General features: G+C 67.3%; 23 protein-coding genes. 16 read left to right on the forward strand and 7 right to left on the reverse strand.

The window, feature by feature from the left end; genetic code table 11:
- Positions 1–197: 197 nt before the first annotated feature.
- The gene (locus OHB24_RS10680; protein WP_327638810.1) at positions 198–4,148 is read left to right on the forward strand and encodes a GH92 family glycosyl hydrolase; all 3,951 of its coding nucleotides are present in this window, start codon (positions 198–200) and stop codon (positions 4,146–4,148) included.
- Between the two features lie 180 nt (positions 4,149–4,328).
- On the opposite strand, the gene OHB24_RS10685 is transcribed toward OHB24_RS10680, so the two are convergent.
- From OHB24_RS10685 to OHB24_RS10700, 4 genes are all read right to left on the reverse strand, one after another.
- Positions 4,329–4,643 carry a hypothetical protein gene (locus OHB24_RS10685; RefSeq protein WP_130386418.1) on the reverse strand — a complete coding sequence of 105 codons (315 nt, stop codon included), beginning with the start codon at positions 4,641–4,643 and terminating at the stop codon, positions 4,329–4,331.
- Between the two features lie 47 nt (positions 4,644–4,690).
- A complete protein-coding gene (locus OHB24_RS10690; RefSeq protein ID WP_327638811.1) occupies positions 4,691–5,800 on the reverse strand; it encodes a mannosyltransferase family protein in 1,110 nt (369 codons plus the stop codon).
- A gap of 171 nt (positions 5,801–5,971) precedes the next feature.
- Positions 5,972–8,212, reverse strand: a complete 2,241-nt coding sequence (locus OHB24_RS10695; RefSeq protein ID WP_327638812.1) for a transglycosylase domain-containing protein — start codon at positions 8,210–8,212, stop codon at positions 5,972–5,974.
- Positions 8,213–8,338: 126 nt separating this feature from the next.
- Positions 8,339–9,826 (reverse strand): short-chain fatty acid transporter, encoded by a 1,488-nt coding sequence (locus OHB24_RS10700; protein ID WP_327638813.1) that lies wholly within the window; start codon positions 9,824–9,826, stop codon positions 8,339–8,341.
- A gap of 215 nt (positions 9,827–10,041) precedes the next feature.
- On the opposite strand from OHB24_RS10700, the gene OHB24_RS10705 reads away from it, so the two are divergent.
- The 8 genes from OHB24_RS10705 to OHB24_RS10740 all read left to right on the forward strand — a co-directional run bounded on the left by OHB24_RS10705 (position 10,042) and on the right by OHB24_RS10740 (position 16,421).
- Positions 10,042–10,626, forward strand: a complete 585-nt coding sequence (locus tag OHB24_RS10705) for a PadR family transcriptional regulator (RefSeq protein ID WP_327638814.1) — start codon at positions 10,042–10,044, stop codon at positions 10,624–10,626.
- Positions 10,623–11,702 (forward strand): inositol-3-phosphate synthase, encoded by a 1,080-nt coding sequence (locus OHB24_RS10710; RefSeq protein ID WP_327638815.1) that lies wholly within the window; start codon positions 10,623–10,625, stop codon positions 11,700–11,702. The genes OHB24_RS10705 and OHB24_RS10710 overlap by 4 nt, the downstream gene beginning before the upstream one ends.
- Positions 11,703–11,769: 67 nt before the next feature.
- Positions 11,770–12,303 (forward strand): GNAT family N-acetyltransferase, encoded by a 534-nt coding sequence (locus tag OHB24_RS10715; RefSeq protein ID WP_327638816.1) that lies wholly within the window; start codon positions 11,770–11,772, stop codon positions 12,301–12,303.
- Between the two features lie 2 nt (positions 12,304–12,305).
- Positions 12,306–13,136, forward strand: coding sequence for a DUF72 domain-containing protein (locus OHB24_RS10720; protein WP_327638817.1), 831 nt, complete (start codon positions 12,306–12,308; stop codon positions 13,134–13,136).
- 711 nt (positions 13,137–13,847) lie between these two features.
- Positions 13,848–14,036, forward strand: coding sequence for a hypothetical protein (locus tag OHB24_RS10725; protein WP_327638818.1), 189 nt, complete (start codon positions 13,848–13,850; stop codon positions 14,034–14,036).
- Positions 14,033–15,064, forward strand: coding sequence for a hypothetical protein (locus OHB24_RS10730; protein ID WP_327638819.1), 1,032 nt, complete (start codon positions 14,033–14,035; stop codon positions 15,062–15,064). The genes OHB24_RS10725 and OHB24_RS10730 overlap by 4 nt, the downstream gene beginning before the upstream one ends.
- Positions 15,065–15,117: 53 nt before the next feature.
- Positions 15,118–15,804 carry a helix-turn-helix domain-containing protein gene (locus tag OHB24_RS10735; RefSeq protein WP_327638820.1) on the forward strand — a complete coding sequence of 229 codons (687 nt, stop codon included), beginning with the start codon at positions 15,118–15,120 and terminating at the stop codon, positions 15,802–15,804.
- Between the two features lie 80 nt (positions 15,805–15,884).
- Positions 15,885–16,421, forward strand: coding sequence for a dihydrofolate reductase family protein (locus tag OHB24_RS10740; protein WP_327638821.1), 537 nt, complete (start codon positions 15,885–15,887; stop codon positions 16,419–16,421).
- On the opposite strand, the gene OHB24_RS10745 is transcribed toward OHB24_RS10740, so the two are convergent.
- Entirely contained in the window at positions 16,418–17,473 is a 1,056-nt protein-coding gene (locus OHB24_RS10745) for an Lrp/AsnC family transcriptional regulator (protein WP_327638822.1), read from the reverse strand. The genes OHB24_RS10740 and OHB24_RS10745 overlap by 4 nt on opposite strands.
- 181 nt (positions 17,474–17,654) lie before the next feature.
- Here OHB24_RS10745 and OHB24_RS10750 point away from each other — a divergent pair, with 181 nt between their 5' ends.
- From OHB24_RS10750 to OHB24_RS10775, 6 genes are read left to right on the forward strand one after another with little or no spacing between them, the layout of a single operon-like run.
- Positions 17,655–18,674: an ABC transporter ATP-binding protein gene (locus OHB24_RS10750; RefSeq protein ID WP_327638823.1), complete on the forward strand. Its 1,020-nt coding sequence runs from the start codon at positions 17,655–17,657 to the stop codon at positions 18,672–18,674.
- Positions 18,671–19,675, forward strand: a complete 1,005-nt coding sequence (locus OHB24_RS10755) for an ABC transporter ATP-binding protein (RefSeq protein WP_327638824.1) — start codon at positions 18,671–18,673, stop codon at positions 19,673–19,675. Before OHB24_RS10750 ends, OHB24_RS10755 begins: the two co-directional genes overlap by 4 nt.
- Positions 19,675–20,625 (forward strand): ABC transporter permease, encoded by a 951-nt coding sequence (locus tag OHB24_RS10760; RefSeq protein WP_327638825.1) that lies wholly within the window; start codon positions 19,675–19,677, stop codon positions 20,623–20,625. The genes OHB24_RS10755 and OHB24_RS10760 overlap by 1 nt, the downstream gene beginning before the upstream one ends.
- Entirely contained in the window at positions 20,618–21,490 is an 873-nt protein-coding gene (opp4C, locus tag OHB24_RS10765; RefSeq protein ID WP_327638826.1) for an oligopeptide ABC transporter permease, read from the forward strand. Before OHB24_RS10760 ends, opp4C begins: the two co-directional genes overlap by 8 nt.
- Before the next feature lie 26 nt (positions 21,491–21,516).
- The gene (locus OHB24_RS10770; protein ID WP_327638827.1) at positions 21,517–23,139 is read left to right on the forward strand and encodes an ABC transporter substrate-binding protein; all 1,623 of its coding nucleotides are present in this window, start codon (positions 21,517–21,519) and stop codon (positions 23,137–23,139) included.
- On the forward strand, positions 23,139–24,323 hold the full coding sequence (locus OHB24_RS10775; RefSeq protein ID WP_327638828.1) for a M20 metallopeptidase family protein: 1,185 nt from the start codon (positions 23,139–23,141) through the stop codon (positions 24,321–24,323). Before OHB24_RS10770 ends, OHB24_RS10775 begins: the two co-directional genes overlap by 1 nt.
- Here OHB24_RS10775 and OHB24_RS10780 read toward each other — a convergent pair.
- Positions 24,316–24,786 (reverse strand): MarR family winged helix-turn-helix transcriptional regulator, encoded by a 471-nt coding sequence (locus OHB24_RS10780; protein WP_327638829.1) that lies wholly within the window; start codon positions 24,784–24,786, stop codon positions 24,316–24,318. The two genes, OHB24_RS10775 and OHB24_RS10780, sit on opposite strands and share 8 nt — an antisense overlap.
- Before the next feature lie 95 nt (positions 24,787–24,881).
- On the opposite strand from OHB24_RS10780, the gene OHB24_RS10785 reads away from it, so the two are divergent.
- Entirely contained in the window at positions 24,882–25,316 is a 435-nt protein-coding gene (locus OHB24_RS10785; RefSeq protein ID WP_327638830.1) for a nuclear transport factor 2 family protein, read from the forward strand.
- A gap of 63 nt (positions 25,317–25,379) precedes the next feature.
- Here OHB24_RS10785 and OHB24_RS10790 read toward each other — a convergent pair whose 3' ends face one another.
- Positions 25,380–26,810 (reverse strand): pre-peptidase C-terminal domain-containing protein, encoded by a 1,431-nt coding sequence (locus OHB24_RS10790; protein WP_327638831.1) that lies wholly within the window; start codon positions 26,808–26,810, stop codon positions 25,380–25,382.
- Positions 26,811–26,883 lie beyond the last annotated feature (73 nt).

Consider the following 26,883-nt stretch of genomic DNA (forward strand, 5'->3'; position numbering starts at 1 on the left):
TTGACCGCGCGTGATCGGCGGGAGACGATTCCGGCCGGGCGTGGGCTGACAACCTTGTCATCGGGGCCGCGTACCTACACCGGTGGATGGGGGCCGTCCCGTCGTGCCGGCCGGATGTGCAAGGAGCGTCGATGAATCTCCGCCGCCCACTGGGGCTCGTCACGTCTCTCACGCTGGTTGTGACAATGTCTGTTGCCATGACGCCAGCCCATGCCACGTCATCTGCTGCCTCGGAGCAGCCGGTGATCAGCGGTTCGTCGTACTTCACCTCGTTCGAGCCAGGCCAGCCGCAGCCGGGCTACACCGACGCCGTCGAGACCGGCCCGGACGGGAAACCGCGCACCGACGGGGTCCGCGGCCCGACGCCGACCGGGATCGGCGGCAGGGAGATGGACAAGGTCACCAAGGTAACCGCGAACGGCGAGAACACCGGTGGCGGCGAGATCGCCACGAACGTCGCCGACGGTGACAAGTTCACCAAGTGGCTGGTGTTCGAGCCGACCGGCTGGCTGGTCTACCAGACCTCGGCCCCGGTGGTGATCAAGAAGTACGCGCTGACCTCGGCGAACGACGCGGATGGCCGCGACCCGCAGAACTGGACCATCTCAGGTTCGAACGACGGCACCACGTGGACCACGCTGGACACCCAGACCGGTCAGAGCTTCGAGAACCGGTTCCAGACCAAGGAGTACAGCTTCGCCAACGACACGGCGTACACGTACTTCAAGCTGGACATCACGCTGAACCACGGCGAGAACATCGTCCAGCTAGCCGACTGGTACCTGTCGAACGGCGCCCCGCTGCCGCCACCCGGCCCGGTCGCCGAGTCGCGCCTCGACTCCGGACCGACCAGCGCCTACAACGCTCGTGCCCGCGTCGGCTTCACCGGCGTCAAGTCCTTCCGGTACGCCGGGCACCAGGACGCCGAGGGCCGTGGGTACACGTGGAACAAGGTGTCCGACGTCGACCTGAAGGTGGGCAAGGACACCCGCATCTCGTACAAGATCTTCCCGGAGCACGTCGAGGGCGATCTCAGCTACCCGAGCACGTACGCCGCGCTCGACCTGGCGTTCTCCGACGGCACCTACCTGAGCGATCTGAAGGCCAAGGACCACCACGGCTTCGAGCTCAGCCCACGCGGCCAGGGCGACTCCAAGGCGCTCTACACGAACCAGTGGAACAACGTCGAGGCCGACCTCGGCAAGGTTGCCGCCGGCAAGACGATCAAGCGGATCCTGGTCGGGTACGACAAGCCGTCCGGGCCGGCCGAGTTCCGCGGCTGGATCGACGACGTCCGGATCGCCGCGGCCATCAACCCGGACCGCGCGGCGCAGAAGACCGCGGCCAAGCACCCGTCGGACCTCGCGCTGACCACCCGCGGCACGAACGCCACCGGCGGTTTCTCGCGGGGCAACAATTTCCCGGCGACCGCCGTACCGCACGGCTTCAACTTCTGGACGCCGGTGACGAACGCCGGATCCACGTCCTGGCTGTACGACTACGCCAAGGGCAACAACGAGGCGAACAAGCCGACCATGCAGGCGCTGTCGATCAGTCACGAGCCGAGCCCGTGGATGGGTGACCGGCAGACGTTCCAGGTGATGCCGTCCACGGCCGCCACCCCGACCGCGGACCGGAAGGCTCGTGCCTGGTCGTTCAGCCACGACAACGAGATCGCCCGTCCGTACTACTACGGCGTCACGTTCGACAACGGCAACGCGGCCGAGATCGCGCCGACCGACCACGCCGCGATGCTGCGGTTCAGCTTCCCGGCCGGCAAGGCGTCGCTGATCTTCGACAACGTGAACAACAGCGGCGGGCTGACGCTCGACCCGGCGACCGGCGTGGTCACGGGATACAGCGACATCAAGAGCGGCCTGTCCACCGGCGCTGGCCGGCTCTTCGTGTACGGCGTCGTGGACCAGAAGGTGATTGCCTCGGGCAAGCTGTCCGACGGCGGTGGCGCGAACGTCGGCGGGTACTACACCTTCGACGCCAAGACCACCCAGGTACAGCTGCGGCTCGCCACGTCGCTGATCGGCACCGAGCAGGCTCGCAAGAACCTGGAGCTGGAGCTTCCCGCGGGATCGAAGTTCGGCAAGGTCAAGGATGCCGCGCAGGCCGCGTGGGACACCAAGCTGCGGACGATCGAGGTCGAGGGTGCGACGGCCGACCAGCTGACCACGCTGTACTCGAACCTCTACCGGCTGTTCCTCTACCCGAACAACGGCTCCGAGAACACCGGAACCAAGGACAAGCCGGTCATCACCTACGCGTCGCCGACCTCGCCGAAGGTGGGCACCGACACCCCGACCACGACCGGTTCGAAGATCGTGGCCGGCCAGACGTACGTGAACAACGGGTTCTGGGACACGTACCGCACGGTGTGGCCGGCGTACTCGCTGTTCGCACAGGACGAGGCGGCGGATCTGGTCAACGGATTCGTCCAGCAGTACAAGGACGGCGGCTGGATCTCCCGCTGGTCCTCCCCCGGCTACGCGAACCTGATGGTCGGTACGTCGTCCGACGTCGCCTTCGCGGACGCGTACCTCAAGGGCATCAAGGGGATCGACATCCAGGCGATGTACGACGCGGCGGTCAAGAACGCGTCCGTCGTACCGCCGTCGCAGAACGTCGGCCGCAAGGGCATGGACCTGTCCACGTTCAACGGCTACACGGCCAACACCACCGGTGAGGGCTTCAGCTGGTCGATGGACGGCTACATCAACGACTACGGCATCGCGAACATGTCGAAGGCCCTGTACGACAAGGCGAAGAAGAACGACCCGCGCAAGCAGGAGTACCTGGACAACTACAAGTACTTCCTGAACCGGGCCCGCAACTACGTCACGCTCTACGACCCGACGGTCGGCTTCTTCCAGGGCAAGGGCCCGGACGGTGTCTGGGGCAACTCCCCGAGCACCTTCGACCCGCGCGACTGGGGCCACGACTACACCGAGACGAACGCGTGGAACATGGCGTTCTCCACGCCCCAGGACGGGGCCGGCCTGGCCGCGATCTACGGCGGCCGGGACGGTCTGGCGAAGAAGCTCGACGAGTTCTTCAGTACGCCGGAAGACGCGTTGCACACCGGCGGGTACGGCGGCACGATCCACGAGATGCTCGAGGCGCGTGACGTCCGGATGGGGCAGTACGGCCACAGCAACCAGCCGTCGCACCACATCACCTACATGTACGACGTGGCGGGGCAGCCGTGGAAGACGCAGGCTCTCGTACGTGAGGCGTTGTCGCGGTTGTACACCGGCTCGGAGATCGGGCAGGGGTACCCGGGCGATGAGGACAACGGCGAGATGTCGGCGTGGTACCTGTTCAGCTCGCTCGGCCTCTACCCGTTGCAGGTCGGTTCACCGTCGTACGCGATCGGCTCTCCGCTGTTCACCAAGGCGACGGTCCAGCTGGCCGGCGGCAAGAAGCTGGTGATCAGCGCACCGCAGAACTCCTCTCGCAACGTCTATGTGAAGAGCGTTCGCGTCAACGGCAAGAACTGGAGCTCGACCGCGTTGCCGCACGACCTGATCGCGAACGGCGGCAAGATCGAGTTCGAGATGACCGACCAGCCGACCAAGTGGGGCACCGGCCGTAACGATGCCCCGCCGTCGATCACCAAGCCGGGTGAGGACCCGACGACCTGGCGGGACTCGACCTCTGACACCGGCGCCGTGATCGGTGCGGGTGGCGCGGACGTCTCCGCGCTGATCGACAACGACTCGAAGACACAGGTCACGCTGACCGGTGCCCAGCCGACAGTCACGGTCGCCCTGCCACAGGGTCGTCCGGTCGGCATGTACACGCTCACAAGCGGTGCGACCGGCACAGCTCCGTCGGCGTGGACACTGGAGGGCTCGAACGACGGTACGACGTGGACGACAGTCGACCGCCGTACCGGGGAGAGCTGGGCGTGGGCGTCGTACACGAGGTCCTTCACCATCAGCGCGCCCAAGGCGTACACGCAATACCGGCTGGTGCTCGCCCCTGCGGCGGGCGCCGACGGCGTGACGCTGTCCGAGATCGAACTGCTCGGCACGCTGAAGGGCGTCGAGACCGGCACGCACCCGAGCGACAAGCGCGTCGCCGAGACCAAGCCGAGCCCGACTCCGTCCCAGTCGATCGACCGCAACTACGGCTAGGACCTAAGCATGACGCGAGGGCGACGGCCGGTGCCGTCGCCCTCGATGTGGTCACCCGGCGGAGCCTGCCCCTGAGAGGTTCCGCCGGCGCATTGCATGGAAGTAAGGAGGGGTGGCGGTCCCCGCCCGGACTGCCACCCCTTCATCCCTAACGACGCTCGAACCGTCCCGAGGGTTGCCTCAGCCCAGAACTGTCCACATGCCGGACAATGACAGGAACCAGACCAGGTTCACGGCCAGCACTCCGGCCGTCGCGGCGACCGCGAACACCCACCCAAGACCGGCCCGCAGCGCCAGCACAGGGAGCGCCAGCGCCGTCGCCACACCCCCGAGCTGTACGGCGAACAGCGCACCACCGCTCTCCACGGCGCAGCTCACCCCGGTCGGCGGGCACAGCGGCGCACCGAACTGACGCATCAGCGCGTAGGCGACGCCTGCCATCACGCCGACGAAGACCGCCTGCAGGGCGACCCTGCCGATCGTCCGGGCTTCCATGGGACCACGGTAAGTACGCGACGGGTCCAGTGCCTGAGCAGAACTACTCAGCCCGACCAGCGGCCGGTGAAGAAGCCGGCCGCCCAGATGGCCGCCAGGGGTATCGCCACGGCCAGGTAGAGGCGGCCGATCCACGGTCTGCGTCTGGCCAGGACCGCGAGGCCGATCCACAGCGGCCACATCAGCAGGGTGGCCCGGGTGAGTGAGTAGATCCAGAACGACGTACAGAACGCACCGATCGTGGCGGCGACCCAGGCTGCCTCACCCCAGGAGCGGCGCCAGAACAGCCAGGCGAGCAGCACCAGTCCGACGAACAGCGTGACCAGTTCGGCTCGGAACATCCAGGTCCAGTCGCTGCGGTCCGCCGGGAAGTGGCCCTTGCTCGCGGCCTCGAACGTGTGCATCAGCGAGATCCACGGCCAGGTAAACTCCCGCGCCCAGCCCTTCTCCTGCGCGTCCTGCCAGGCGAACCAGGAGCCGTGGATCTGCTTCAGGTACGCCATGAAGCCGAGCACCGGCACGAAGGGCAACGCCAGCCACGGCAGCGACAGCCAGTCACGCTTCTTCGAGGTGACGAACTCGACGAGCAGCGCGAAGATCAGGAAGAGCCCGGACACCCGCACTGTGGACGCCAGCGCGACGAAGACGGCGGCGCGTGCCCAGCGCCCCTGCCGCGCGGCCAGCCAGGCGGGGAACGCGAAGGCGCAGAACAGCGCCTCGGTGTACCCGGCGGCGAGGAACACTCCGACCGGGGCGCCGTACCAGATCATGGCGGCGTTCGGCCCGATGCCCTTCAGCTCCGGGAACTCGTACTGCGCCAGGCGCGCGAGGTACACGCCCGCCACGGCGCTGGCGACTGCCGACACCACGATGCCCGCGGCAACGTAGCCGATGCCTGTGTAGCTGACCAGCCGGACCAGCAACGGGAAGCCGGGGAAGAACGCGGCGAGCGGCGCACCGGACGGCTCACCGTGGTTGTAGCCGAACTGGGCGACCGCCTGCAGGTGCCAGACGTCCCACTGCAGCCAGGCCTTCCACACGTTCGGGTAGTCGCTGCCCCGGTTGAACATGAGCGGCGCGGAGAGCGACAGCACGAACAGCGCGACCCGGGTGACCATCCACCACCCGAGCACCTCCCGAGCCGGCGGCGTCGGCATCCAACGCTTCCAGCCAACCCCGTCGACCCGGGCTCGCCGAGCCCGCCCAGGCCTGGGCTCACCGGCAGCCGAGCGCTCAAACACGCCACCACCGCCGCACGCCACAGTCCGCCCGAGTCACGCCCCCATCGTCCCCTATTCGGGTACCACGCACCGGAGAGCCGACCGCGACTACTGACCGCCGCCGGGTGTTCTCGGCGTGTCCGTGGGTTTCGTCGTCGGCCCACCGGTCGGCAAGGTCGGGATGACCGGGGTCGTCGTCGTCTTCGTCGGCTTGGTCTTGGTCGGGGTGTTCGTCGGGGTATTGGTCGGCGTGTTCGGGGGCGGGGTGCTGGGCGGAGGCGTGCTCGGCGGCGGAGTAGTCGGCGGCGTGGTCGGCGGGGTGCTCGGGGGTGGGGTGTACGTCGGAGTCGACGTGTCCTTGATTGTGTCCTCGCTCGGTTCCGGGAACTCCGCGTCGGGCACGCCGTCGAGGGCCGGCTTCATGAACGCCAGCCAGGTCTTCAGTGGCCAGTTCCCGCCGAAGAACGCCTTGTCGTCGGAGTACGGGTCGAGGTCCGACTCACCGGTCTTCCCGGCTCTGTACACCACGGCTGTGGACAGTTCTGGGGTATACCCGGTCCACCACGAGGTCAGCGTCGCCGAGCCCTCCTTGCAGCCGTCACACGCCTTGTTCTCCGCACGGTCCTCGACCGCCACACCACCCGCGGTACCCGTCTTGCCGGCCACCGCACGGTCCAGATCCTTGGCGCCAGTTCCGGTGCCCTTCGTGACCACGTCCTGCAGGACGTAGTTCACGGTCCGCGCGATGTTCTGGTCGAAAGCCTGCTTCTTCTGCTTGTCCAGGCTCTTCTCGCTCCACAGCACCTTGCCGTCCGGGCCCTTGACCTCCTTGATGACGTGCAGCGGGGCATACACGCCGTCCGCCGCGAACGTCGCGTAGGCCTCCGCCATGTCGACCGCGGATGCATACGGATCCGGACCGAGCACGGTAGACGGATTGTGCCGGCCGGTTTCGAGGGCCTTCGTCTTCGGGATGCCGGCGGCCTCGGCGGCGTCGACGAGCTTGTTCGGACCGTCGTCCATCTGGTTGTCGACCAAGTCGTAGAAGGCGGTGTTGATCGACTGCTCGGTGGCCTTCAGGAGGGTGACGTCGCCGTAGTCGCGGTTGAACTCGTTGCCGAGTTTCTGGCCCTGGATCTTGATCGGGCTGTCACCTTGGAAGATGTCGTAGATGCTCTTGCCGTCCTTCAGCGCCGCGGCCAGCGCGAAGGGCTTGAACCCCGATCCTGGTCGTGCCTTCGTGGTCGCCCAGTTCAGCTGACTCTTCAGGTAGTCCGGCCCGCCGTACATCGCCAGCAGCGCCCCGGTGCCCGGCTGCACCGTGGCCATCCCGACATGGAGGTTGTCGCGTTTGTCCGGCAGCTCCTGCTGGGCCGCGACGATCATCTTCTTCTGCTGGCTGTAGTTGAAGGTGGTCGTGACCTTGAGACCGCCGCCGCTGATCTGATCCTCGGTGAAGCCGCGTTGCAGCAGTTCCTTGCGGGCCATGTCCAGCAGGTAGCCCTTCGGACCCTGGTAGCGGCTGTTCTTCTCCTTCGGATCGAGCGCCGGCAACTTGTTGGCGTACTTCGCTTCCTGGGCCGGGGTGATCGTCCCCATCTGCTGCATGCCGTCCAGCACGTACTGGTACCTGTTGATGATCCGCTTCTTGGTCCGCGGATCGTCGTCGTCGACGTCGAACAGACTTGGGTTGTTCAGAACAGTCGCCAACAGCGCCGTCTGCGGGACCGTCAGCTTCCGCGGATCCGGCTGCTTGAAGTAGGCGTCGCCTGCGGCGGAGATGCCGTAGGCCCCCTCACCGAAGTAGATCGTGTTGAGATAGCCCTCGAGGGTCTTGCTCTTGTCCTGCTGCCGGCCGAGCTTGGTCGCGATGAAAAGTTCCTGGAGCTTCCGGGAGACGGTCCGCTCCTGGGTCAGGTACATGACCTTCACGTACTGCTGGGTGATCGTGGAGCCACCTTGCAGTTGCTCGCCCTGCGCGATGTTCCAGGCCGCGCGCACCATGCCCTGCGGCGAGATGCCAGGGTTTGTCCAGAATGTGCGGTCCTCGGCCGCGATCACCGAGTCCTGGACGTGCTTCGGGATCTGGGCCAGTGGCACCGTGTGCCGGTTCTGCTCGAAGAAGGAGCCGAGCGGCTGACCGCCGTCGGAGTAGCTCACCGTGGTCGTGTTGGTGGCGAACTCCTTGTTCGGGTCCGGGATCTTGGTCGTCTGGTAGACGACGAAGAAGGCCGCGACCGAAGCGATGATGCCAAGGAAGAGAAGTGCGGCGAGCCAGCCGAGCACCCGGAGCGCCCAGTGCTTCTTGCGCCGGGGCGGCGGGGCGGCCTTCCTACGAGCTTCACTCACTGTGCAATCCTCGACGATCTCGCTGAAGTCATTGCCCCACAGACTACGGTGGGTGTGGTAACAGGCCCGAATCCGCTCCGGATGCTAGCAAGCCGGTCCAGCCGGGCCCAAAGTCGGTGAAAACGGTTACCCCGTGACGTGCGGTGCGAGCAATGTCACGGCGATCAGCGCGGCCGGGAAACAGGCCAGGAACATCGTGAACGTGTAGCCCATGATGTCGCGCGCCTTGAGGCCGAGGATGGCGAGCGTCGGCAGCATCCAGAACGGTTGCAGCAGGTTCGCGCTCGCCTCGCCGAGGTCGTACACGACGACCATCCAGCCCGCGTCGACCTTCAGTTCGTTGGCGGCCTGCAGCACGTACGGCGCCTCGATCACCCACTTGCTGCCGCCGCTCGGGACGAAGATGCCGAGGATGCACGAGTAGATCGCGACCAGCGGCGGGAACAGGAACTGGTTGCTCGCCTGCACCAACCAGCCGGCCAGCCGCGCGGAGATCCCGGTGTAGGCGATCATCCCGAAAATCCCGCCGTACAAGGGGAACTGGAGGAGTACGCCGGCTGCCGCGGGCGCACCGTCGCGCACCGCACGCGCCATCCGCCATGGCCGCCAGTGCAGGAGCATCGCGAGTAGGAACAGGATCAGGTTGACCGTATTGAGGTCGAGCGCGTTGAAGAAGCTCTTTCCGCTGAAGTAGCGGACCAAGTAGATCGCGCCGAGCAGGACGATCAGCAGACTGAACAACGGCGAGTGCTCGAGCCAGTCACCCGGCCTGCGCTTCTCGGTCTCGTCCCGCTGGCCGTTGTACGGCGACCCGCGGCCGATGAGCGGTTTGAGTTCGATCCCGATCTGCTCCGCGGTCCGCGCGTTGCCCTCTCCCGGCGCGATGAACCACGCCATCCCGACGCCGACGGCGTACACGATCAACGTCGCGACGAGCGCCTGCCAAGTGAAGATCGTGTCGCTGAGCGGGATGAGGCCGCTGGCATGACCGCCGGCCTTGATCACCTCCTGCACCGGCGCCGGACTGCTGCTCGCACTCGCCACCTGCAGCGCCGCCGAACCGGACAGCCCCTGCGCCCACACGGTCCCGAGTCCGAGGAACGCCATCGCACCGAGCGCGCGGTAGTCCGCCTTCGGCACGTTCCGCGCCACCTCCCGCGCCAGGATCGCCGCGAAGATCAGGCTGAACGCCCAGTTCAGGTACGACGCCAGCATCGCGACCGCGGCGACGAAAGCGACCGCGCTCCGCGGACTCCTCGGGATCCGCGCCAGCCGGGTGATCAAGCGCGCGATCGGTCCGCTCGTGGCGACGGCGTACCCGCCGATGATGATCATCGCCATCTGCAGGGTGAACGTGATCAGCGACCAGAACCCGATGCCCCAGGCATCGATCATTCCGAAGCCCTTGGTCGCGGCCGGGTCGTCGGGGCGCTTCAGCAGCGGCTCACCGGTGACGAGCCCGAACAACAGCACCACGAACGTGCCGACCAGGACGAACCCGAATGCGTCCGGCAACCACTTCTCGGTGAAAGCGGTGAACCGCAGCGCCAGCCGGGCGAGTGCACCCTCGGCTTCCACGTCGGACTTGGCGTGCTTCCCATGACTGTCGGTCATTACCGTCCGCTCCCGGGCTACGACGCTGAGTGTCATTCGATTAACGCAGATCGGCGTCTGACGTAACAGGATTCCTGGGCGTGCCGCTCGGCGAAGGTGACAAAGGTCGGGTTTGTCAAGAGTTGTCCACAGCCACCGGCTCTGCTTACAGTGGCGGCACGATGTATCGAACCGATACATCACGTCATGACAAACTAGACCGAGGGAGGTGGCTCATGGGAAACCGCAGTGGGGTCCTGGAGCTCGCCGTACTCGGTCTGCTGCACGAAGCGCCGATGCACGGTTACGAGCTCCGCAAGCGCGTCAACGCCCAGTTCGGCTGGGGACGCGTGCTGTCGTTCGGTTCGCTGTACCCGTGTCTGAAGGCGATGCTCCGCAACGGGCTGATCACGTCCGACCCCGGAACGCCGGAGTCGGGTCGCAGGCCCAAGATCGTGTACACGATCACCGCCGACGGCAAGGACTACTTCGCGCAGGCGATGCACGAAGCCGGCCCGTCGGCCTGGGAGGACGACACGTTCGGCGTCCGCTTCTCGTTCTTCGGCCGGACCGATCCGGCCACCCGGTTGCGCATCCTCGAGGGCCGCAGGGCCCGGATGGAGGAGCGACTGGCCAACTTCCGGGCGGCGATGAGCCGGACGGCGGAGCGGGTCGACGCCTACACCCTCGAGCTGCAACGGCACGGCCTGGAGTCGGCCGAGCGCGAGGTCCGCTGGCTGAACGAGCTGATCGACGGCGAGCGGCGGCAACAGCGGCCCCCTGACCAGCACCACCCGCCTACCCAAGGAGATTCCAGATGACCTCGATTCGCGTAGCGATCGTCGGCGTCGGCAACTGCGCAAGCTCGCTCGTCCAGGGCGTGCACTACTACCGTGACGCGAAGCCCGATGAGCGCGTCCCCGGTCTGATGCACGTCCAGTTCGGCGACTACCACGTCCGGGACGTGGAGTTCGTGGCCGCGTTCGACGTCGACGGCAAGAAGGTCGGCCTGGACCTCGCCGACGCGATCGGCGCCAGCGAGAACAACACGATCAAGATCTGCGACGTGCCGCCGACCGGCGTCACGGTCCAGCGCGGTCACACCCTCGACGGCCTCGGCAAGTACTACCGCGAGACCATCACCGAGTCCGACGCCGACCCCGTCGACGTCGTTGCGACTCTGCGTGAGGCGCAGGTCGACGTGCTGGTCTGCTACCTGCCGGTGGGTTCGGAGCAGGCGGCCAAGTTCTACGCGCAGTGCGCGATCGACGCGGGTGTCGCGTTCGTGAACGCGCTGCCGGTGTTCATCGCCGGCACCAAGGAGTGGGCCGACAAGTTCACCGCGGCCGGGGTGCCGATCGTCGGCGACGACATCAAGTCGCAGATCGGTGCGACCATCACGCACCGGGTGCTGACCAAGCTGTTCGAGGACCGCGGCGTCACCGTGGACCGCACGTACCAGCTGAACGTCGGCGGCAACATGGACTTCAAGAACATGCTCGAGCGGGAGCGTCTGGAGTCCAAGAAGATCAGCAAGACCCAGTCCGTCACCTCGCAGCTGCGCGACGAGATCGACCCCCGCAACGTGCACATCGGCCCGTCCGACTACGTGGCCTGGCTGGACGACCGCAAGTGGGCGTTCATCCGGCTCGAGGGCCGCAACTTCGGCGACGTACCGCTGTCGCTGGAGTACAAGCTCGAGGTCTGGGACTCGCCGAACTCGGCCGGCATCATCATCGACGCGATCCGCGCCGTGAAGATCGCCAAGGACCGCGGCATCGGCGGCCCGATCCTGTCCGCGTCGTCGTACTTCATGAAGTCGCCGCCGGAGCAGTACGCCGACGACGTCTGCCGCGACCTCGTGGAGAAGTTCATCCGCGGCGAAGTCGAGCGCTGACCTAGGCAGTAAGAGCCGCCCCGACACCCCTCCCGGGTGTCGGGGCGGCGTGCCATCATGGCGCCGGATGACCGAGATCCGTGACTACCGCGACACCGACGCCGCCACCTGGCTGCGCTGCCGCCTGCTGAGCTTCTTCGGAACCGAGTACTACGACGACGTCGTGACGCAACGCCCGGTCTTCGACAACCCGGCGCACCGGCTCGTGGCCGTCGACAACGACACGGTGATCGGCCTGATCGACGTCGAGATCTTCCCGGATCGCGCCACCATCGACGTACTCGCGATACATCCCGATCACCAACGCCACGGCCTGGCCACACGGCTGCTGGAGGCGGTTCTTCCTCGGCTTCAGGGCGACGTACTGGATGCTTGGACGCGCGGGGATGCGCCGGCGAACGACTGGTATCAGCGGTCGGGGTTCACGGAGAACTACCGCTATCTCCATGTCTACAAGTCTTCGCAGGACGACGCCGCCGGCTTCGAGGCACCGGGCCAGTTGGTGACGGCTTTCATGCACGCGCCGATCTCCGAAGAGGCCTCCATGCGTGAGCGTTTCTCCCGCGTGCATGTCTGCCGCCAGTACGTCCGGAGGTTGTGAGCATGCCGCTGTACGTCGGTTGTGCGCAGTGGACTCACGCCGCGTGGCCGCAACCTTCGCGGGACAAGCTGCGCTCGTACGCCTCGTGGTGCAACGCAGTGGAGAGCAACACGACCTTCTACGCGACTCCGTCGCGGTCGGCCGTCGAGAACTGGGCCGCGCAGACGCCGCCCGACTTCCGGTTCGTGGTGAAGCTGCCGCAGGTCATCACTCATGAACGCCGCCTCAACAACGTCGACGCCGAACTCCGCAACTTCCTCGCCGCGATCGAGCCGCTCGGCCCGCGCAATCACGCGGTCTGGATCCAGCTCCCGGCCGCGTTCGCACCGACCGACCTCGGCGCCCTCGCCGCGTTCCTCCACCAGGCGCCGCGCGAACACCGGTACGCCGTGGAAGTCCGGCACCGCGACTTCTTCTACGATCCCCGCGCCGCTGGCAACCTCGAACGCGTGCTCGCGCGGGCGAACGCGGAGTGGATCCCGTTCGACACCGGCACGCTGTTCGCCCGCCGCCCGACCAGCCTCGCCGAGCGCGACGCCTGGATGAACAAGCCGCGCGTCGCCCGCCGCACCCGCGCGCTGACCGGCCATCCGATCGTCCGCTACATCGGTCGCGACTCCGTGGACGAGACCATCGCCGGCTGGTCCTACCTCGTCGAACTGGTCGTCACCTGGCTCTCCGAAGGCCGCTCGCCCACGATCTTCCTACACACCCCCGACAACACCGAGGCCCTCAACCTCGCCCGCCACTTCCACACAACCGTGGCGGCGGCCGTCCCCACGCTCCCCCCTCTCCCCGAGCCCCTCGAACCCGAGCCACCAACACTCTTCTAATCCCCCGCCCAACCGCACGCCCTATCTCCAGCCTCCACCGCACCGCACGCACCGCACGCACCGCACCGCACCGCACGCACCGCACCGCACGCACCGCACCGCACCGCACCGCACGCACCGCACCGCACCGCACGCACCGCACCGCACGCACCGCACCGCACCGCACGCGGCATGCACCGCCCGGTCCGCCCCACCGGCTGGCCCCGACCGCGCGCGACGAGGCTCCCGCACACGAGGGGATCTCCGGCTCTCCTGTCCAACGTGCGGGTGGTGATCAGCCCGAATCCGGAGTCGCGCGACAGGTAGTGGTGGGTCGGGACCTGGTATTGCCTGTCCCTGGTCACCAGCGTCTGTCCCCACCCCCCACCGCCGCCCCGCCGGTCAGGAAGGCGCCGGATCAGCCCAACCCACCCACACATGCAACACAAGAGCTGGATAACCAGCCGTCTGGCCAGAGGTGTGGCTGTTGCGTTGCAGGCATGCGGTCATGTGTCGCGGGCCGTGTGATGTGCAAGCTCGACAGGTAGAGCACCGGCGAGACGGTGTACGCAGGCGCGCGTTCACGCTCAGGTGCACTACCCGACCACCCGACACATCCTGTCGAGCTGCAGATCACAAGCGCCGGTTATCCACAGTTTCAAAGTGGGCTGCTGGATTGGGGGGTGATCTCCGTATGTTCTCCGCCGACTTCACGACTCGGGAGGACATCTCATGGAGCATTCGATCGGTACGCCGACCAACGCCACCCCGCACGCACAAGCTGAGCGGCAGGCACGCGCCGACTGGCTGATTGCCGAACTCGGCCGGCTCGCGGCGCAGGCCGAGGACCCGAACGATCGCGTACGGATTCGCCGCACCGCCGACTCACTCACCCGGCTCGCGACCGCGTTCCGCTCGTGACGACGACAGCGGTCGGGCCGCACCCGACCTCGGTCCTCGAACTGCTGGCGATGAGCGGGGAGACAGCTCGCGCGCTCGCCGGCGCGGGCCGCTCCGCCTGGAACGGTCACATCGTCGAGTCCTCCAGCACCATGCTCGGCCTCGCCCACTGGGACGGCACCCTCTACCTCGACCGCGAGTCGATCGTCGACCCACTCCGACACCTCTACGAACACGCGGGCGCGATACGTCCGACTCCGACGCTCATCGCCTACCGCGAGTCCCTGGCCACCCTGCTCCACGAGCATGCGCACTTCCTCGGCCCGGACGACGCCACCCAGGAAGCAGCCCGCGAAGCCTTCACGAAACTCGGTAGCCGGCAACTGGAGGAAGGCGTCACCGAAGCCTGGGCGCAGGACCACCTCGACGACTTCATCCACCGACTAGGCATCGACAAGGTTGCCCCTGGCATCGATTCCGTCCGCTCCGACGGGTACTACGCCGCCTTCGTCCCCGCCGTGCGCGAGATCACCACCGACCTGGACACCCGCAACGGCTTCCCGCCCGGCGAAACCCTCAGCGTCCTCAACCGCCAAACCGCCGCCGGCCAGTTCCCGGCCCTGCTCGACCTCGTCTACAACTCCACCCGTCTCCCCGACCTCGAACCGTCCGGCGCCGATACCCGATCCCGGCTGGAGTCGATCCTCCGCTCCGGACTCGCCCATCTGGAAACCTACGAACTCTCTCCCCCAGACATGGCCACCACCAACTCCCTGGACACCGCTCACCAACTCCTGGCCCACCTCCACCACGAAACGCACACCGCAGAAGCCACCTACGCCTTCACTCAGCCCGACCCCTGCGCGCTTCCACCTCCCACCCGCCGCATCCCGTCCCCTCACGAGGCAGCGCTCTCCGGCGTGGCTCCCCCAAGCCCCGCCTCAGCAGCCCGGCGATCAACTGCCGGCCCTTCATCCACAATCCACCTCCACCCCGCCCACACCCACAGATCGCCACCATCCGCGCAATCGCTGGAAAGACATGGGTAGCCGGCGCCGTGACCGGGTGACGCGCGTCGGGGAATTCTGTTTCACTGGCGTCCATGGGGCTGGACAGTCACATCGTCAGTGGACCAGTGGGGCCGCTGACGCAGATCTGGTCGGCGGAGTGCGACAGCCCGACCGCCTTCAGTTCGCTGGCATCGGTGACCGCAGGGATCGGATTCGCGCGGATCAGTGGGACCTGGGCCGTGCACCTCCGCGGTCCGGCGACGAAGGCAACGACCATGGTGTGTTCGGCGGACTCGGAGTACTTCGGCGCCGACTTCCGGATCGGCACGTATCTGCCCATGTTCCCGCCGGGGCGGTTGACGAACCTGCGTGACTCGGTGCTGCCTATGCTGCCGGACGGTCGCATCCTGCTGGACGGCCGCGCGTGGGAAATGCCGACGCCGCAGAACATCGACGTGTTCATCGATCGGCTCCGGAAGGAGGGACTGCTACGGGTCGACCCCATGATCGAAGAGATGCGGTATGGCGGCTCCCGTGCGATGCCGGCGCGGACGGCACAGAGCCGGTTCGTGCGAGCTGTCGGCCTGCCGCTTCGCACGCTGGAACTGATCGAACGCGCCAGGCGCGCTGTCCGGATGCTGCACGCGGGCCGGACGATCGCGGAAGTGGCGGTGGAGGCGGGGTACTACGACCAGCCCCATCTGACCCGATCACTTCGGCGGTTCATCGGACACACTCCCGCCGAGGTGTCCCGAGGCAGTGTGATCCTTGGGCTCTGAGGTGCGGCTGAAGGCACGCGTGGGTTCGCTGCGCTTCGGTACAAGACGGGCCCTGAGCCGGGCCGGTAGCTTCCGTCGCCATGAGGCTCATCGAATCGACGTACATCTCACTGGACGGCATGGTGACCGGCGATGCGTTCTGGGGCGCTCAGCAAGGTTTCCAGGGCGACGCTCACAACCAGCACGCCGGAGCGTTGCTGGAGAGCGCCGATGCGTTGCTGCTCGGCCGGCAGACGTACGACGTCTTCTCCGCGTCGTGGCCTGAGCGGTCCGGTGAACTGGCCGACCTGATCAACCCACTCCCGAAGTACGTGGCGTCGCGCACGCTGACCGAGGCGACCTGGAACACCGAGGTCCTGCCCGGCAACGCCGTCGAGGCGGTCGCCGAACTCAAGAAGTCCCGCGAGGGGACGCTGCTGAAGTACGGCACAGGTTCCTTCAGCCGCGCCCTGGTTGAAGCAGGCCTACTCGACGAACTCCGGCTCTGGGTCCATCCCTTCGTCGCCGGCTCCGGAGAAAGCCTCCTCGCGGGAATCTCGCCGACCCAACTGGCCCTCGCCGACGTGACGGATGTCGGCAACGGTGTCGTCATCCTCACCTACACCCCGAACCACTAACGGGCCGGTCCCGCGGTCAGAGGGTGGGTCGGTGGGACAAAAGCGGCATGGTGGCCGCTCGGGGTGAGGGTGTGCCCCAGGCGCTTGGGAAAGCGTGGAAGGAGCCAGCGTTCCTCGGTTCGCGCGGTCGGAAAGGCGCGGGCGATCTTGGTTTCGACGGCATCGAGATCACGCAGGCTGCGGAGCCAGAAGGTGACGGCCAGATTGGCGCGGTTGACCACCGAGCAGCACATCCGGGTCTCCGGCATCAGCGCGAGGCCGGCACCGACCATCTCCAGCTGATGATGCGGCACGCTGAACCACACCATCACCGACGCGTTGTAGCCGACGAGGTTGTGGGCGAAGTCGACCCGGGTGCGGGCCCAGGGCGCGTGCAGGATCTGACCGATCGCCCGCGTGACGGTAGCGACGCTCCGGCCGATCTCGTCGGCGATCGAGGTCGCGGATCGGCGAACGTCGCCCGCGAGACCGTTGATGACGAGCTCGTGCAGGCGCGTCGGCACCGCCGGAGCGTCGATACCGGTCGCGGGAAACGCCTGCAGGGCCTTGATCTGACGTTCGCTGAGAATGCCGGGCCGCCAGCTCGTTCCTTCTTTGAAGAACGTGCGCGTGAAGTGGGTCCGCGTCTGCCGTATGCCGGGGTCCGCGGCCAGCTCGGTGGCGACGTAGGCATCGACCTCGGCGACCGACGGGCAGGACAAGGTCAGGATCAGGTCAGGCCCGCCGGACGTGCACTCGACGGTCAGCACCGACGGTGTCTTGGCGATACCGGCGATGACGCTCTCGCGGCTGCCCGCGGTGCAGTACACCTCGACCAGCGCGAGGACGCCGGTCAACGGGTGCGCCACAGAGTCGAAGCGCCCGTCCGGGCGGTCCGGATCGCCTGGGCTCACCGCGAAGCACGAGCTCCAGACGAGGCCGCCGTCGACGAGCCGGCTCCAGCGGCGCGACAGCGTCGACGCATCACCGCCGACGATCGCCTCGAGCTGGGACCAGCTCGCGCGCGGGCGGTGCTGCAGGGCGTTAACCAGCAGGAAATCTACGTCGTCCACAACTCAAAATCCCCGCATGCGTCACGGCCGTCACGCAAGTTCCCTGCGATGTCATGACAAGGATTTGATCGATTGCGCGGAGGGAGGAGCATCCTGAGTGCGCGGATGACAGTATCCAATGTCCAGAGCCAGAAATGCCGGCTCCGGCCAGTGAGTTCTTCGACGCCCCACGGAGGATCGCTTGTCAGTTACGCCCGCTGTCACTGCTTCCACTCTGCTCCGGGTCGACGGCCTGAGGACCGAGTTCACGACCGACCAGGGTCCGGTCACGCCGGTGGACGGAGTCGGCTTCACCGTGGCGGCCGGGGAGACGTTGTGCCTGGTCGGCGAGTCCGGCAGCGGGAAGTCGGTCTCCGCGCTGTCGATCATGGGGCTGCTGGCCGCGAACGGCCGGGTCACCGATGGCTCCGTGCTGTTCGAGGGCCAGGATCTCGCCGGGCTGCCGGAGCCGGAGCTGCGCCGGATCCGCGGGCACGCGATCGCGATGATCTTCCAGGAGCCGATGACGTCGCTGAATCCGGTGCTGACCATCGGCGACCAGCTGGCCGAGACGATGATCCTGCATCTCGGGCTGACCAAGGCGGACGCCCGCCAACGGGCGATCGAGCTGCTGGAGAAGGTCGGCATCCCGCGGGCGGGCGCGGTCGTCGACGACCATCCGCACCGGCTGTCCGGCGGGATGCGGCAGCGGGTGATGATCGCGATGGCGCTGAGCTGCCGGCCCAAGCTGATCATCGCGGACGAGCCGACGACGGCCCTGGACGTGACGATCCAGGCGCAGATCCTGCGGTTGATGCGGGAGCTGAGCGCGGAAACCGGTACGGCGACGATCTTCATCACCCACGACCTCGGCGTGGTCGCAGAGATGGCGGACCGGGTCGCGGTGATGTACGCCGGGCAGGTCGTCGAGGAGACCGACGTCTACACGCTGTTCGACCAGCCGAAGCACCCGTACACGGTTGCGCTGCTGAAGTCGATCCCGCACATCACCACCCCGGCCGGGGATCGGCTCACCCCGATCTCTGGTTCCGTCCCGAGCTTGCTGCAGCTACCGACCGGCTGCCGCTTCCGGGAGCGATGCCCACAGGCGATGGACCGCTGTACGACGGAACTGCCAGAGCTCCGCCCACTCGGCGAGGGCGGCGCGCACTCGGTCCGCTGCTGGCTGTACGACGAAACCGGAACGGCGGTGTCGGCATGACGGCCGTCGAAAACATCACCCCCTTGCTGCAGGTGCGAGACCTCCGGCGGTACTACCCGATCCGCAAAGGTGTCATCGCCCGGACGGTCGGCCACGTACGCGCCGTCGACGGCGTGAGCTTCGACGTGTACCCAGGCGAAACGGTGGGCATCGTCGGTGAGTCCGGATGTGGGAAGAGCACCACCGGGCGTGCCGTCGTACGGCTGGAGCCGCCGACCTCGGGCTCGGTGCTGTTCGACGGGACCGACATCGCGACGCTGTCGACCGCGAGGATGCGGCGGTTGCGGACCGAGTTGCAGATGGTGTTCCAGGATCCGTACTCGTCGCTGAATCCGCAGATCCGGATCGGCGACCTACTGGCCGAGCCGTTGATCGCGCACAAGCGTCTCGATCGCGCCGGCGCGCGGGCGAAGGCCGCCGAGATGCTGGCCGCCGTCGGGCTCCCGAAGCTCTCCCTCGACCGCTACCCGCACGAGCTCTCCGGCGGGATGCGGCAACGGGTCGGCATCGCGCGGGCGCTGATGCTCGAACCGAGGCTCATCGTCTGCGACGAGCCGGTGTCCGCCCTCGACGTCTCGATCCAGGCCCAGGTCCTGAACCTGCTCAAGGATCTGCAGGGCGAGTTCGGCCTGACCTACGTGTTCATCAGCCACGGGCTCGGCGCGATCAAGTACATCAGCGACCGGATCGTGGTGATGTACCTCGGCAAGGTGATGGAGACCGCGACCACCGCGGAGATCTTCGCCCGGCCGAAGCATCCCTACACCGAGATCCTGCTCGACGCCTATCCCGAGCCCGACCCGCGGCTGCGCGACCGGGAGCGGATCATCGTCGAGGGCGACGTGCCGAGCCCGGCGAATCCTCCGCCCGGCTGCGTGTTCCACACCCGCTGCCCGTATGCACAGGACATCTGCCGGACCGAGAGTCCGTCCCTGAACGCCGCGGGAGGTGCCAGGCATCAGGTGGCCTGCCACTTCCCGCTGGCCCAGGAGGCGAGCTGATGATCTCCTACCTGATCCGGCGCATCCTGATCGGAATCCCGGTCTTGCTCGGCGTCACCCTGATCAACTTCCTGATCATCAACCTCGCGCCTGGCAGCCCGGCCGACCTGTACCTCTCCCCGACCGCGACCCCCGAGGACGTCGCCCGCACCGAGGCCGCGCTTGGGCTGGACAAGCCCGTCTTCGTTCAATACCTCAACTGGCTCACCCAGTTGCTGCACGGCAACCTCGGCGTCTCGTTCCAGAACCGCGAGCCAGTCACCCAGCTGATCGCCGACCGGATCGGCCCGACCCTGCTGTTGATGGGTACGTCGCTCGTCGTCGCCTACCTGGTCGCGATACCGATCGGGATCTTCGCGGCCCCGCGGCGCAACACGGCCGCCGACTACGGCGTCGTCGGAGCGTCGTTCCTCGGCATCTCGGTGCCGCACTTCTTCCTCGGCCTGGCGATGATCTACGTCTTCGCACTCACCCTCGGCTGGTTCCCGACCGGCGGCATGGTGACGCTGGGACGCGGGGGCGGGTTCGCCGACCGGGTGTCGCATCTCGTCCTGCCGGTCGTCGTGCTCGCCACCGCGGTCGCGGCCGGCATGGTCCGGTACGTCCGGTCGAGCATGATCGACGCCTTCGGCCAGGACTACATCCGGACCGCGAAGGCGAAGGGCCTCGCCGCGTCGGTCATCACCAACAAGCACGCACTGCGGAACGCGCTGATCCCGGTCGTGACGGTGATCGGGATCGATCTGTCCGCCCTGATCGGCGGCGCGATCGTGACCGAGCAGATCTTCCAGTGGCCCGGGATCGGGCTGCTGACCATCCAGTCGATCGGCGCCCGCGACTACGCCGTACTGATGGGCATCAACCTGATCGCGGCGATCGCCGTGTTCACCGCCAACCTGCTCACCGACATCGCCTACGCGGTGGTGGACCCGAGGGTTGCCTATGCATAAGCGGCTCGAGCCCGAGACCGGCCAGTCGTCCACCCGGCTGATGATCCGGCGGTTCCGGCGGCACCGGCTGGCGGTCGCCGGGCTGGTGGTCGTCGTCCTGATGGTGCTGATGGCCGCGCTGGCGCCGCTCCTGGCGCCGCACGACCCGAACCGGATCTTCGACAAGTTCGAGTCGTCGCCGTCGGGCGCGCATCTGCTCGGCACCGACTCGGTCGGGCGGGACGTGCTCAGCCGGCTGATCTACGGCGCCCGGGTGTCGATGAGCGTCGGCGTCGGGGCGGTCGTCGTGTACGTCGTGATCGGCGTCCTGCTCGGTCTGCTCGCCGGGTACTACGGCGGCTGGGTGGACCAGGTGATCATGCGGATCACCGACGTGTTCATGTCGTTCCCGTACTTCATGGTGATCCTGATCCTGGTCAGCGTGCTCGGGCCGAGCCTGCTCACCATCATCGCGGTGATCGGCGCACTGGCCTGGCCGATGATCGGCCGGCTGGTCCGCGGCAGTGTGCTGTCGATCAAGGGCAGCGACTACGTGCAGGCCGCGGTCGCGCTCGGGTACCGCACGCCGCGGATCCTGTTCCGGCACATCCTGCCGAACGCGTTGTCGCCGATCGTCGTGAACGCGACGTTCGGCGTCGCCCAGGCGATCATCCTCGAGTCCGGCCTGAGCTTCCTCGGGATGGGCGTCCGCCCGCCGGCTGCGAGCTGGGGAAACATGCTGAGCGAGGCGCAGTCGATCACTGTGCTGTCCAGCCAGCCGTGGATCTGGATCCCGCCGGGCCTGCTGATCCTGCTCGCCGTACTCGCGATCAACTTCGTCGGCGACGGCCTGCGCGACTCCATGGAGTCCCGTTCCGAGACCTGACCCATCCTTTCGAGAAGGGACCCGCTATGTCTGCACGGACCACCCACCGGCTCACCACCGGACTGGCCGCGATCGGCCTGTTGCTGATACCGACCGCGTGCACGGGCAACGCCGGCAGCGGCGGAGGTGGCGGCGACACGCTGTACGTCGGCACCGTGAACCCGCCGGCCAGCTTCAACCCGATCAACCAGTCCGACGTCGGCGGTCAGTTCGCCGTACGGTTCGCGATGGACACGCTGCTGGACCAGCCGGAGCCGCTGAAGTTCGTGCCGAAGCTGGCCGATTCGATCGAGAGCAAGGACAACAAGACCTTCACGGTGAAGCTGCACGCCGGCGCGAAGTGGAGCGACGGGCAGCCGATCACCGCGAAGGACGTCGTCTACACGATCAACCTGATCGCCAATCGGGACTCACTCACCACGCTCGGCGGGAACGTCACCGCGCTCACCGGGGTCGATGCCACCGGCAAGCTTCCGAAGGGGCAGGCCGCCGTACCGGGGCTGACCGCGCCGGACGACACCACGGTCGTGTTCACCACGAAGACCCCGGTGGACCCGAACTACGTCAAGGAGATGATCGGCACCAAGGTGGTGATCATGCCCGAGCACACGCTGGCGAAGACCGCGCCGGCGCAGATCGACGACAGCAAGTTCGCGCAACTTCCCGACGTCACGAGCGGACCGTACAAGTTCACGAAGTACACCCAGAACGCGAGCATCGAGTACGCCGCCAACCCGGACTACTACGCCGGTGCGCCGAAGATCGCCAAGCTGATCATGAAGATCATGCCGGCCTCGAACCTGGCCGGTGAGCTGCAGACCGGGTCGATCATGATGAACTCCGGCGGCGGGATCGGGAACATCCCGTTCCAGGACCTGAAGACGGTCCAGGCGTTCAAGGACGTCAACACCAAGGTCAACCCGACGATCGGGTTCCAGACCATCCAGTTCAACGTGAAGACGTTCGCGGACCCGCGGCTGCGGGCCGGTCTCGCGCATGCGATCAACCGCAAGCAGATCGTCGACGAACTGCTGCTCGGCAACGGCGAGGTGATCGACGGCCCGTACACCAGCCAGAGCCCGTTCCTGGACAAGAGCCTGAAGACCGTCAGCTACGACCCGGTCCTGGCGAAGAAGCTGCTCACCGAGGCGGGCTGGGACTTCAGCCGGAAGATCAACTTCGTCGTACCGACCGGGAACAAGATCCGGGAGCGGTCGGCCGACATCCTGTTGCAGAACTTCAAGGCGATCGGCCTGAACGTCGTCCAGACCAACTACGACTTCCCGACGACGCTGGCCAAGGCGCGGGCGAAGGACCACGACATGGTGCTGATGGGCCTGACCTTCAACATCGACCCGGACGTGTCGAACATGTATTCCTCGACCGGTTCCTTCAACCTGACCGGGTACAACTCGCCGGAGAGCGACAAGCTGCTGCTGGCCGGCAAGTCCGAGGCGAAGCCGGACGCCCGGCACAAGATCTACAACCAGTTGCAGGCTCTGTGGCAGGCTGACATGCCGGTCCTGACGCTGTACTCCGACCACGCCGTCGCCGCGACCAACAAGTCCGTGGCAGTGGGCGGAGCGACCGCGTTCTGGCCGGGGACCGTGGCCAACACCGGCCAATGGGCATTCGAAGGAGCGAACTGATGAGTCTCGTCGAGGAAGCCACCGCGATCGCGCCCGGGCTGATCGAGCTGCGGCGGGAGCTGCACCAGGTTCCCGAGGTGGGCCTCGACCTGCCGAAGACTCAGGCCCTGGTGCTCGACGCGGTGGCCGGGTTGCCGCTGGAGATCAGCACCGGCAAGGAGCTGACTTCTGTGGTCGGCGTACTGCGCGGCGGTCAACCCGGGCCGACGGTGCTGCTGCGGGGTGACATGGATGCGTTGCCGGTGGTGGAGGAGACCGGGCTCGCGTACGCCGCCGAGAACGGGAACATGCACGCCTGCGGCCACGATCTGCACACCACGGGACTCGTGGGAGCGGCGAAGTTGCTGAGTGCGCATCGCGACGAGCTGAACGGGAACGTGATCTTCATGTTCCAGCCGGGCGAGGAAGGCCTCGGCGGGGCCGGGTGCATGCTCCGGGAGGGCCTGCTGAGCGCAACGGGCGACAAGCCGATCGCGGCGTACGCGTTGCACGTCTGGTCGCAGGCGGCGAGGGGGACGTTCCAGCTGCGTCCGGGCACGATCATGGCCAGTTCGAACCAGTTGCACATCACGGTGCACGGCAAGGGCGGCCACGGGTCGTCGCCGGACCGGACGATCGACCCGGTGCCGGTGGTAGCGGAGCTGGTGCTGGCGTTGCAGACGTACGCGACGCGGCGGGTGAACGTTTTCGACCCGGTGGTGATCACGGTGACGCAGCTCGAGGCGGGCGTCGCGATCAACGTCATCCCGAACACGGCCCGACTCGGCGCGACCGTGCGGACGCTGTCGGACGCGATGCTGGAGCAGCTGACCCGCGAGCTGCCGGCACTGGCGGAGCGGATCGCGGCGGCGCACGGATGCACGGTCGACGCGCGGCTCGACCCGCAGTATCCGGTGACGGTGAACGACACCGGCCGTACGGCGGAGACCGCGGACATCCTCACCGGCCTGTTCGGTGCGGAGCGGGTGCAGCAGCTGGACAACCCGTTGATGGGCGCCGAGGACTTCTCGATGGTGCTGCGGGAGGTGCCGGGCACGTTCGTGATGGTCGGCGCCCGGCCGGACGACGTCTCCGAGGAGGACGCTCCGTCGAACCATTCGAGCCTCGTCCGGTTCGACGACGCGGTCCTCGGCGACCAAGCGGCCGCTCTGGCTCAGCTGGCCGCCAAGCACTTGATCAGGTAGGTCCCGCGAGGTGGGTGTTGACCCGGTTGAGGAGCGCGAACAACTGGTCGCGCTCCTCCACGGTCAGCGGCGCCGTGATGTGAGCGTTCACACCAGCGAGTACCTGGTCGAGTTCAGCGAGCCGCCGTACGCCGCTGTCCGTGATCGTGATGACGTTGCGGCGTTTGTCGGCGGGGTCCGGCGTACGGCGGATCCAGCCGCCGTCCGCGAGCTCGTTCAGGACCGCGACGAGATCGCTCTTGTAGACGCGGGCGCGGCCGGCGAGCTCGGACTGGCTCGCCGGGCCGAACTCGGTGAGCGCGGCGAGCACCACGAAGTGATCCTTGTGCGCCCCAATGGCCCGGAGCGCTTCGGCGGAGGCACGGGCGGTCTGCGCCGCCGTCAGCCCGACCAACCGTGACAGCTGCGCCTTGATCCGCTCCGGCGTCTCCGTGCCACGGTCGAAAAGCAGCTCGTCCTCCATCGCGTCATCATACGCCGCTTGCGTTAGTCGGACTAACGACCTACATTCGTTGGCATAGCCAACGTTAGTTCGGCTAACTATTCAAGGAGCCCGATATGACCGCCACCGAAAGCCTCATCCGCGAGCTCGCCGACCGCAGCGAACTCGCCGACCTGGTCTCCCGCCACAGCCTGTGGATCGACGAGCGCCGGTACGACGAGAGCGACCGTCTGTTCACCGAGGACGTGGTCGTCAAGTCTCGCGGTGGCGAGGCCGTCGGCATCGAGGCGATCGTCAACCTGGTGCGGGCACGTCACGACGACTACGCCCGCACGCTGCACAACAAGTCGAATCTTGTGATCGAGGTCCAGGGCGAGACCGCAACCGTGCGCGCGCACGACCTCGCGGTCTATGTCCTCGACGACAAGACGGAGGCGATCGCAGCCGCCGTACACCGCTACGGCGCGCGGCGGACCGAGAAGGGCTGGCGCTTCGACCGGCTCGAGGTCAGCCCGGTCGCACTGACCGCAGCGCTCGACCGCGAACTCTAGGCCGCGCACTCCAGAAGGTGCCTGTGGCTGGTCGGTCCGCCAGAGGCCGACCAGCCACAGGGTTCAGGAGGGCGAAACTCCGAGGGTGTAGGCGCCACGACTGCCGTACGTCGAGTAGCCCGTGTTCAGCGGATCGCCGTAGCCCACGTTGTCGATCCGCACGTAATACGTACCCGGCTGAAGGCTGCCGCTAACACTCGCACCGAGACCCGTCGGCGTGCCGGCGTCGCTCTGCCCGGATGCCGGGTCGTTCGAGGCAACGACCGCGCCGGAGCTGTCCAGCAGGTCCAGCTTGATGTCGAGGTTGCCGCCGCTCGGAGCGGAGCTCGCCGTCGCGGTGTAGTTGCCGGCAGCACTCACGTCGACGCGGTAGACGTCGGTGTCGTTCTCGGCCGCGATGACGCCCGACGCAGGCGTACCGACGGTGAGCGCGGCTGCGTCTCCGACAGTGTCACCCGCCTCGTCCGCGCGCAGTGCGAGCCCGTGCGAGCCGACGACCGCGTAGTCGTCTTCCTTGTTGTTCGCGTCGGCGTACTCGCCCTTGCTCCACTGGCTGATGCCGCGGTAGTACCCGACGCCCATGATCGGCGCCCACGCGCCGTGGCCCTGGTAGTACCCGACCGTCGACGTCCCGTCGTGCGAGAGGCCGACGTTGTGTCCGGCCTCGTGCGACGCGGCCTCGGCGAGGTTCTTCGCGCCGGTGCCGACGCCCTTCGTGAACACGAGCGCCGGCTGGTAGTAGTCGTGCTGGCTGGTGCTGTCGTACACGCCAACGTACGCGACACCGCCGCAACCGCACCCGGACTGGTACCAGGTGTCCGGATCGATCAGTACGCGCGTCCCGTACTGCTCGTCCGACGCGCCCGACCGGTCGATTGCGGACTGGGCCGGCTCCTGCGTCGTCACGTCCACGTCGAACGTCGCGTAGTCCTCCGCGACCCGCGCCCACACCTCATGGACGACGTCCTGCTCGGCCGTACTGAAGTTCGCCGGATCGCCGTCGGTGTCGTACGCCGAGACGTTGACGGGATCGACGCCCTTCGACGCGTTCCACGCCGTACCGGTGATGGTGTGGCCGTCGAAGTCCAGGTAGATGACCCGGTTCGAGCCCGGCTTGCTGTGCAGCTCGAACGCCGGGCCGGCCGCGGCTGCGACCGCCGTACGCGCCCGGCGCGGTGACGCTTCGGGAGCCTTCTGCGCGGCGGTCAGACCGGGCTCGCGGAAGAACAGTTTGCTGTCGGCATCGAGCCACGCGGTCTTGTCGGTGGCAAGGATCTGCCGCAACTGGTCGGTCGGCAGGCCGTTGTGCGCGGCAACCTCGGCCAGCCGCGCCTGCACCTTGCCGAGCGCCGAGCCGCCGGCCAACGGCTGCGACAACAACTGGTCGATCGGTGTCTGTTGCGCATCGGCCTGGGTGCCGAGCGCGACAGCCAGACCTCCGAAAACAACAGCACCAGCACACGCAAGTGCGCCGGTGCGGCGAATTCTGCTCACTACGGGTTCCTCCTCACGTCCCCCCGGGTGGGCGGCTCCCCCCAAAGACCCGGGGCCGTCGATCTCGGTGGGA

This window comes from Kribbella sp. NBC_00482, from assembly GCF_036013725.1.
GTDB lineage: Bacteria > Actinomycetota > Actinomycetes > Propionibacteriales > Kribbellaceae > Kribbella.